Below are 8066 nucleotides of genomic sequence, written 5' to 3'. Positions count from 1 at the left end.
ATACAGCTGGTTTGGCTGGGGCGCTGGTTATAATAACAGATGTACCAGAAGCATCATAAGTAAGATTTAATTGTGGTAAGATCTCATTTAATATACTTTCAACGGTTCTGTTATTGGCAGATATGGTAATTTTTCTGCTTGGTTGAATAATTGCTGAGCTATATGCAAATTTTACGCCCGAAAGCTTCTGGATAGTATTGAGCACATCGCTGAATTCATTATTAGCTACCTTAAGTGTAATTTGCTTATCAAGGCCCACCTGTGCATTTACATTATTTGCAAACGAGGTGCCGAGAGAGAAAATTATAGTAGCATAAACTAAAGTAATACGCATAATTACTAAGGTTAATGACTTTTTTTTCATAATTTTGTTAATGTTAAATTTGATTTAAGATTTGACACAAAACCCTTCATATACAGCCTAATAGCTGTATAAAATTCGTTAAGAATTTGATGGGGCAATGTCGACAGTGTCCCGAAACACTGTCGATTTTTTTTTGGATTTTCAAGTAGTTTTTTATCTCATATTTTTAATTTGGTTTAATGTTGTATAATTAAGTTTAATTTGAATTTGTGTTACTTGCATTGCAACCCTTGCCCTGCATAATAATTTGTCCGTCCTGGCTTATATAATATTTGGCATTTAACGCTTTACATATCAGGTCAAGCTTCTCCAGTAAATGCTCGTCAGCCAATGATGCTGTTAACGGGCATCCGCCCATTTCTTTTTCGTTATATATAACATTAACGTTGTATGCCTGCTCAAGCGTGGTTACCACTTTATTAAAAGGTGTATCATAAAAAGTGAATATATTTTTTGATACATCTTGCGAAAGCATGAGCGGTTTAACCAAGGTTTGCTTTACCAGGCTTTTATTAACTGTATTAAAAGTTAGCTGCTGGTTAGGCACCAGGTATATCTGTTTGCTACGCACTATATTTAAATTGCTGTTGTCCTTTTTTGATACGCATACTTTACCCGTATTTACCACCACCTTATATCCTTTGGTATTATTAAATGCCTTGATTGTAAAACTGGTACCAACTACCCGCGTAACCCAATCGCCGCTGTTAACATAAAAAGGCCGTGAGGCATCTTTATGTATCTCAAAAAAAGCTTCGCCATTTAAAGAAACGTCTCTTTTTTTACCGGTAAATATTGTAGGATAGGTTAAGCTGCTTCCCGGCTTTAAAATAACGGAAGAACCATCCTGAAGCTTTATAAGCATGCTCAAAGCAGAATGGTTTGTTTGTGTTTTTATTCGGCTTACCAGTGTGTTAACGTTATGCTGTGGTGCTACTGTTGGTTTTAAGCCCTTAAAAAAAACAGCCCCGATAATAATACCCATAATTAAAAGTGCCGCAACAGGGTATGAAAATGAGGGGTTCCGTACTATCTTATATCTATCTGCGCGTTGGGGTGCGGGGGCAGCCTGTGTTTTTGCTTCAACAAAACCTACCATTTGGTTCAATTCTTCCTCACTAAGCTGACGGGCCGGCTTTATATGCAATGCTAATAAGGCTTTTTTTGCCGTATTAACTGCAGGCAAACTTGTTGGATGCGCGGCAATCCACGCGTTCCAGAAAATAGCCTCCTTTTCAGAATTGTTTAATACCCAATCAATAAAAGATTCATCCAATAGAAAATCCTCTACCTTATAGGCGATGTATTTGGTCATGAAAATAGTTTATAGCGGTTTTGTAACAATATAGATGCACAAACATCAAAAATCTACTCAATAAACAACAGGTTTATTTTTATAAATTTAACATTACAAATAAAAGACTGATAATAAGGCTATTAAAATTTAAAAAAAATTAATAAACTCAGCCTTTTTACGGAGGGTAGTAATTGAGCGGTAAAGTAGATTATATACGGATTGGCGGTTTAAACCCATAATGCGGGCAATGCCTGCATGATCCATGTCTTCAAAAAAGTGAAGATAAAGTATTTCTTTCTGCCTTTCAGTAAGCGTTGTTAAAATGGTTTGCAGCTTGCCGCTTATTTCTTTGGTGGTTTGCTCCTGTATCAGGTGCGACTCGATATTAAACTCATCCTTAAATAAGATGCTGTCCTCAAATGATTCTGAACTTCTCCATTTAGATTGTTCACGAAAAATTCTTAGTCTTAGTGATTTAAATAGATAGGCCTTTACATTGGCCGCCTGGCTTATTTTATCACGACGGTTCCACAGTTCAAAAAAAACATCCTGTATACAGTCTTTAATAAAATCTTCGTCCTTTGAAAACTTGCAACCATAACTAAATAATATATTAGCATGGCTCCTTAACAATAAGGTATAGGCCTTTTGATCACCGTTTCTGAAAGAAAACCATAAATCCTGATCATTTTGCACAGCACAGTTATTAAGCGCTATTGCAGCTTCATTTATATCACCCTCTGCCTGCCCGGCTCCAATAACAGTATTTAACTTTTCCATACGCAATCAATTTTAATCAAAAGAAAAAAACAAGCAATGCTAATAGCGCCGCCTGCAAATGACCTTATACTGATGTTCGGTTTAAATGGTTTATTAAAATGGTTTATAAATATATACAAACAAATTTCTTTATTCACAATCTGCTCTCAAAAATAATTATCTGAAAATCAGTTAATTATAACTTTATTTTATATTTTATTAGTAATAAACTGCCATTTGACAGTTATTAAAGCACTATTTTATATAAAACTCGTATTTAAATGGCTCTTTTATAGCATCAAATTACCATATTAATACACAAAACACCTATCAGGCCAATAATCGAAACAAGGGTCTCCATTAATGACCATGAGCGAAATGTATCTTTCATTGACAAGCCAAAATACTCTTTAAACATCCAAAATGAGGTGTCATTAACATGCGAGCAAAACAAACTGCCGGCGCCCACCGAAAGTACCATTAAGTTAACGTCAACCGCACCGTTTAAAGTTAAAGGATATACAATACCAGCTGCCGTTAAACCTGCAATGGTAGCCGAACCCAGGCATAATCTTAAAATTGCAGTAATTATCCAGGCTAACAGCAATGGGGGCAAATTGATACCTTTTAATATAGCAGCCATTTGATCGCTTACGCCACTGTCAACAAAAATTTGCTTCAATATGCCGGCGCTGGCTATAATAAGCAGTATCATGGCAATATCTTTTACACCTTCGGTATAACATTCCATAACCTGGCCTACATTTTTACCCTGTGCTACACCCAAACTATAGGTAGCTATAAAAATTGTACCTATCATAGCTATATTGGCATCGCCCAAAAACATAACTATTTCCTGAATTCGGGGGTGGTTGCCAGAAAATTTGGCAATTAAAGTCGTTATACCAATTAATATTACTGGTAGTAGCGATGAAAATATACTATTGGTAATACCCGGCAATTCATCATCAGCCATTTCTTGCGGCTGTGCTATTACTGAGTTTGATTTTAAATTTTTTAAAGTGGCGGCAAAAAGCGGCCCGGCTATAACAATTGCCGGTACGGCAATGATAATGCCGTAAAAAAATGTTTTGGTTATGTCAGCATGAAACTGTACTACCAACGCCGTTGGCGATGGGTGGGGGGGCACAAAACCATGCATTACCGAAAGCGAGGCCAGCATAGGCAATCCTACATACACAAGGGGCAGTTTATAATTATACGCTACCGAAAATATAATGGGGATAAGCAACACAAACCCTACATTGTAATACAATGGTATACCTACAATAAAGCCGGTAATAGTCATGGCCCAGGTAACATACTTAGGACCAAAAAATATTTTTAGTACCGATGCAATTTTTTGAGCCGCCCCGCTACTGGCCACCAGTTTACCCAGCATGGCACCCAATACTATAATGATTACCAATGACCCTAAGGTATCGCCTATGCCTTTGCTAATAGAGCCTACTATTTTGTTTACCGGCATGCCTAACAGCAACGCGGCCATAGTTGATACCAGCAGAAAAGCCAAAAATGTATTGATCCTTGCCCATGTAATTAACAGGATAAGACTTAAAACACATAAAAAGACAATTATAAGGGCCATAATAGTTGTTTAAGTTATTAATGCGAATCGCGGGTTACTTTGGAGCCTGAGCCGCCTACCAGAAAGCCAAGGTCAGCGCCTTTATCTGCCTGCTGTACCGTGTCAATATACATTTTAACGTAACCACGCTCGGCCATTGCAGGTGGTGCCTGCCATACTTTGCGGCGGGCCTCCAGTTCCTCGTCTGATACTTCCAGTTGGATCAGCTTTTTAGGCACATCCAGTGTTATCATATCGCCGTTTTGTACCAAACCTAAATTGCCACCAATGGCCGACTCCGGCGATACGTGCAGGATAACGGTACCAAAAGCAGTTCCGCTCATACGGCCGTCTGATATCCGCACCATATCGGTAACACCTTTATCCAATAGTTTTTTAGGCAATGGCATATTACCAACTTCGGGCATACCCGGGTAACCCACAGGGCCCACCGTTTTAAGTACCATTACGCAGGTTTCGTCAATATCCAAATTCGGATCATCAACACGTGCGTGGTAATCTTCAATATTTTCAAACACCACAGCGCGACCAGTGTGCTGCATCAGCGCAGGCGTAGCGGCAGATGGCTTTATAACACACCCGTTAAGCGCAAGGTTACCTTTAAGTACAGTTGTTCCGGCTTCAGGTATCAATGGTGCGTCGTAGGTGTAAATAACGTCGCTATTGTAAATGGTACCGCTATTGGCAATATTTTCAGCATGAGACTGGCCTGTAACGGTTATAGCTCCCATGTGCAGCTCAGACTGTATTTGTTTTATGATAGCTGGTAAACCACCGGCATAGTAAAAATCTTCCATCAGAAATTTACCGGAAGGCATCAGGTTTAACAACAATGGCATTTTTGAGCCCAGGTTATCAAAATCATCAATGTTAAGATCAATACCCACACGACCGGCAATTGCGGTTAAGTGGATAACAAAGTTGGTTGAACCACCAACAGCTGCGTTTATCTTAATAGCATTTTCAAATGCCTCGCGGGTTAATATTTTAGATATGCGAAGATCTTCTTTAACCATATCTACAATACGGCGACCCGATAGCTGCGCTATTCTTTTCTTACGAGAATCAACAGCCGGGATAGCAGCCATGCCACTTAATGACATACCTAAGGCTTCAACCATAACTGCCATGGTTGATGCTGTACCCATCGTCATACAATGACCCGGGCTGCGCGACTGGCAGCTTTCTGCCTCGGCAAACTCGTCATAGGTCATTTCGCCGGTTTTCAACTTATCGTTAAATTTCCATAAGGCAGTGCCTGAGCCAATATCCTCGCCCTTAAACTTGCCGTTAAGCATAGGGCCGCCCTGTACAACAAGTGTAGGTAAATCAACACTGGCAGCACCCATTAAGGTTGATGGGGTAGTTTTATCGCAACCGGTAAGTAATACCACACCATCAATAGGATTACCTCTTATTGATTCTTCGGCATCCATGCTCGCCAGGTTGCGGAAAAGCATGGCGGTAGGCTTTAATAAGGTTTCGCCTAACGACATGATAGGGAACTCAACCGGGAAACCACCAGCTTCTAACACACCACGGCGCACGCTCTCTGCAATATCGCGAAGGTGGGCGTTACAAGGGGTAAGTTCCGAGTAGGTGTTACATATACCTATTACGGGGCGCCCATCAAACATATCCTCGGGCATACCCTGATTTTTCATCCAACTGCGATAAAGGAAACCCATTTTATCCTTTGTACCGAACCAATCTGCACTGCGAAACTTTGCCATAATCTTTATTGTATTATTAAAAAAGGGATCGGCAACCTGTAAGTTCCCGATCCCTTATATTTATATTATATAGTATCTTTTGTTAATGTGTTATTTACCAATCGCCAAATGCCTAAAGGATTTGAGTTTTTCAACTCATCAGGCAATAATGACTGCGGCATACCCTGGTATGAAATTGGGCGGGTAAACCTGAAGATTGCTGCAGTACCAACCGAAGTGCTCCTTACATCAGATGTTGAAGGGAACGGTCCGCCGTGTACCATTGAACTGCACACCTCAACGCCGGTAGGGAAACCGTTGATAATCACACGGCCAACTTTTTGCTCTAAAATATCCAACAGGTCTTTATAATCTGTCAAATCTTTTTCAGTACCGTGAACTGTAGCGGTTAAGTGACCTGACAGGTTGCGTGCTATATTTAATATATCTTCTTTTGATTGTGCTTCAACCACTAAGCTGGTTGGGCCAAATATCTCTTCAGACAGATCAGGATGATCGCCCAATACCTGACTGTTTGTTTTAAATAATATAGGCGATGCCACATTTAAAGCATCAGATTGCACCCCTTTTGCCAAAGTCTCAACACCGCTGGTAGCTAAATGCTTAGCAACACCATCATTATATGATCTGTAAATATTGCTTCCTAACATCACACCGCCATTGGTTTGTGCAAAATGCTCTTCCAATTTACCGGTTAATTGTTTGCCGTCTTCGGTATTTTCGTAGATCAACATACCCGGGTTGGTACAAAACTGACCAACACCTAAAGTTACCGAACCCGAAAATCCTTTAGCAAAACCTTCGGCCTGGCTTTTTACCGTTTCGGGCAAAATAAATACCGGGTTGGTGCTGCCCATTTCGGCATAAACAGGTATAGGGTGCTCACGTGCTGCGGCTAAATCAAACAATGCCTTACCACCACCGTATGAGCCTGTAAAACCTACGGCTTTAACTTCCGGGTGTTTAACTAATTGTGTACCTACGGTTGATCCGTCTCCATACAATACAGAGAATACACCATCAGGCATACCGGTTGCTTTTGCTGCCTTAGCAACTGCTTTGCCCACCATATTACCTGTTGCCGGGTGTGATGAGTGTGCTTTAACTATTACCGGGCAGCCTGCAGCTAAAGCCGAAGCTGTATCGCCACCTGCTGCCGAGAATGCCAGCGGGAAGTTACTTGCACCAAATACTACAACCGGACCCAATGCCATTTGCATGTAACGGATATCCGCTTTTGGTAATGGCTGGCGGTCAGGGATAGCTGTATCAATACGTGCATCAACCCATGAACCATCTTTTAACAATGATGCAAATAAACGCAGTTGTCCGGCTGTACGGCCTACCTCGCCTTGTATACGGCCTTGCGGCAAGCCAGATTCTGCACAGCAAATGCTAACTAAAGCATCGCCTAAAGCTACTATCTCATCTGCAGCAGCTTCTAAAAACGCTGCTTTTTCTTTGCCTGATTTTTTACGATAAACCTGAAAAGCTGCTGCTGCTTTAGCAACCGCTTTATCCACTTCGGCAGGGGTAGCTTTTTTAAACTGCCCTAAAGTTTCGCCCGTACCCGGGTTAATTGATTTTACAACATCTGTACCTTCGCCAGACTCTTCAAAACCTATAATTTGTTGTCCTTCTATCATGACGTTACTGTATTTTCTAATGTACCAATACCTTCAATTGTTATTTTAACCACATCACCAATATTTAAAGTGAATTCATCAGCAGGAATAATGCCTGTGCCGGTCATTAAAAATGCGCCGAATTCAAAGTCAAGTTCTTTGGTTAAATAACTCACCAATTCGGTATGTGTTCTTTTCATTTGATCGATAGATATCTGCTCAGCAAAAACAGCCGAGCCGTTTCTTACTATTTCGATACCAATAGCTGAATTTGCTTTTATTGGCGATTCGCTAACCAACAAACATGGACCAATAGCACATGCGCCATTATATGATTTTGCCTGCGGCAGATATAGTGGATTTTCGCCTTCAATATCGCGCGATGACATATCATTACCGCAAGTATAACCTTCAATAGTACCGGCCGAGCATACAAATAAAGTTAATTCGGGCTCAGGTACGTTCCATTTTGAATCTTTACGGATACGCACATCAGCTCCCGAACCTACTGTACGGTAAGCCGGAGCTTTAAAAAACAATTCCGGACGTTCGGCATTATATACCCTATCATAAAAAGTACCGCCACCGGCGTCTTTTGATTCTTCAATACGCGCCGAGCGGCTACGGTAATAAGTAACTCCTGATGCCCATACTTCCTGGTTGGCAATAGGTTTAAGCA

At 40.6% G+C, this 8066-nt stretch carries 7 protein-coding genes; all 7 read right to left on the bottom strand.

Going from position 1 to position 8066, the window contains the following annotated elements; all coding sequences use genetic code 11:
- A partial coding sequence (locus ABI367_RS06795; RefSeq protein WP_462231360.1) for an STN domain-containing protein occupies nucleotides 1-364 on the bottom strand: 364 nt, incomplete at its 3' end.
- A 196-nt stretch (nucleotides 365-560) separates the two neighbouring features.
- Nucleotides 561-1679, bottom strand: a complete 1119-nt coding sequence (locus tag ABI367_RS06790; protein ID WP_462231358.1) for a FecR family protein — start codon at nucleotides 1677-1679, stop codon at nucleotides 561-563.
- Between the two features lie 129 nt (nucleotides 1680-1808).
- Nucleotides 1809-2441, bottom strand: a complete 633-nt coding sequence (locus ABI367_RS06785; protein WP_462231356.1) for an RNA polymerase sigma factor — start codon at nucleotides 2439-2441, stop codon at nucleotides 1809-1811.
- A gap of 277 nt (nucleotides 2442-2718) precedes the next feature.
- On the bottom strand, nucleotides 2719-4029 hold the full coding sequence (locus ABI367_RS06780) for a gluconate:H+ symporter (RefSeq protein WP_462231354.1): 1311 nt from the start codon (nucleotides 4027-4029) through the stop codon (nucleotides 2719-2721).
- Between the two features lie 17 nt (nucleotides 4030-4046).
- The gene (locus tag ABI367_RS06775; RefSeq protein WP_462231352.1) at nucleotides 4047-5762 is read right to left on the bottom strand and encodes an IlvD/Edd family dehydratase; all 1716 of its coding nucleotides are present in this window, start codon (nucleotides 5760-5762) and stop codon (nucleotides 4047-4049) included.
- A gap of 65 nt (nucleotides 5763-5827) precedes the next feature.
- Entirely contained in the window at nucleotides 5828-7408 is a 1581-nt protein-coding gene (locus tag ABI367_RS06770; RefSeq protein WP_462231350.1) for an aldehyde dehydrogenase (NADP(+)), read from the bottom strand.
- Nucleotides 7405-8066 (bottom strand): fumarylacetoacetate hydrolase family protein (locus tag ABI367_RS06765; RefSeq protein WP_462231348.1); only part of this gene is annotated, 662 nt, incomplete at its 5' end. The genes ABI367_RS06770 and ABI367_RS06765, both read right to left, overlap by 4 nt.

The organism is Mucilaginibacter sp., from assembly GCF_039935595.1.
GTDB lineage: Bacteria > Bacteroidota > Bacteroidia > Sphingobacteriales > Sphingobacteriaceae > Mucilaginibacter.
This window is presented reverse-complemented; position numbering and strand designations above follow the sequence as displayed.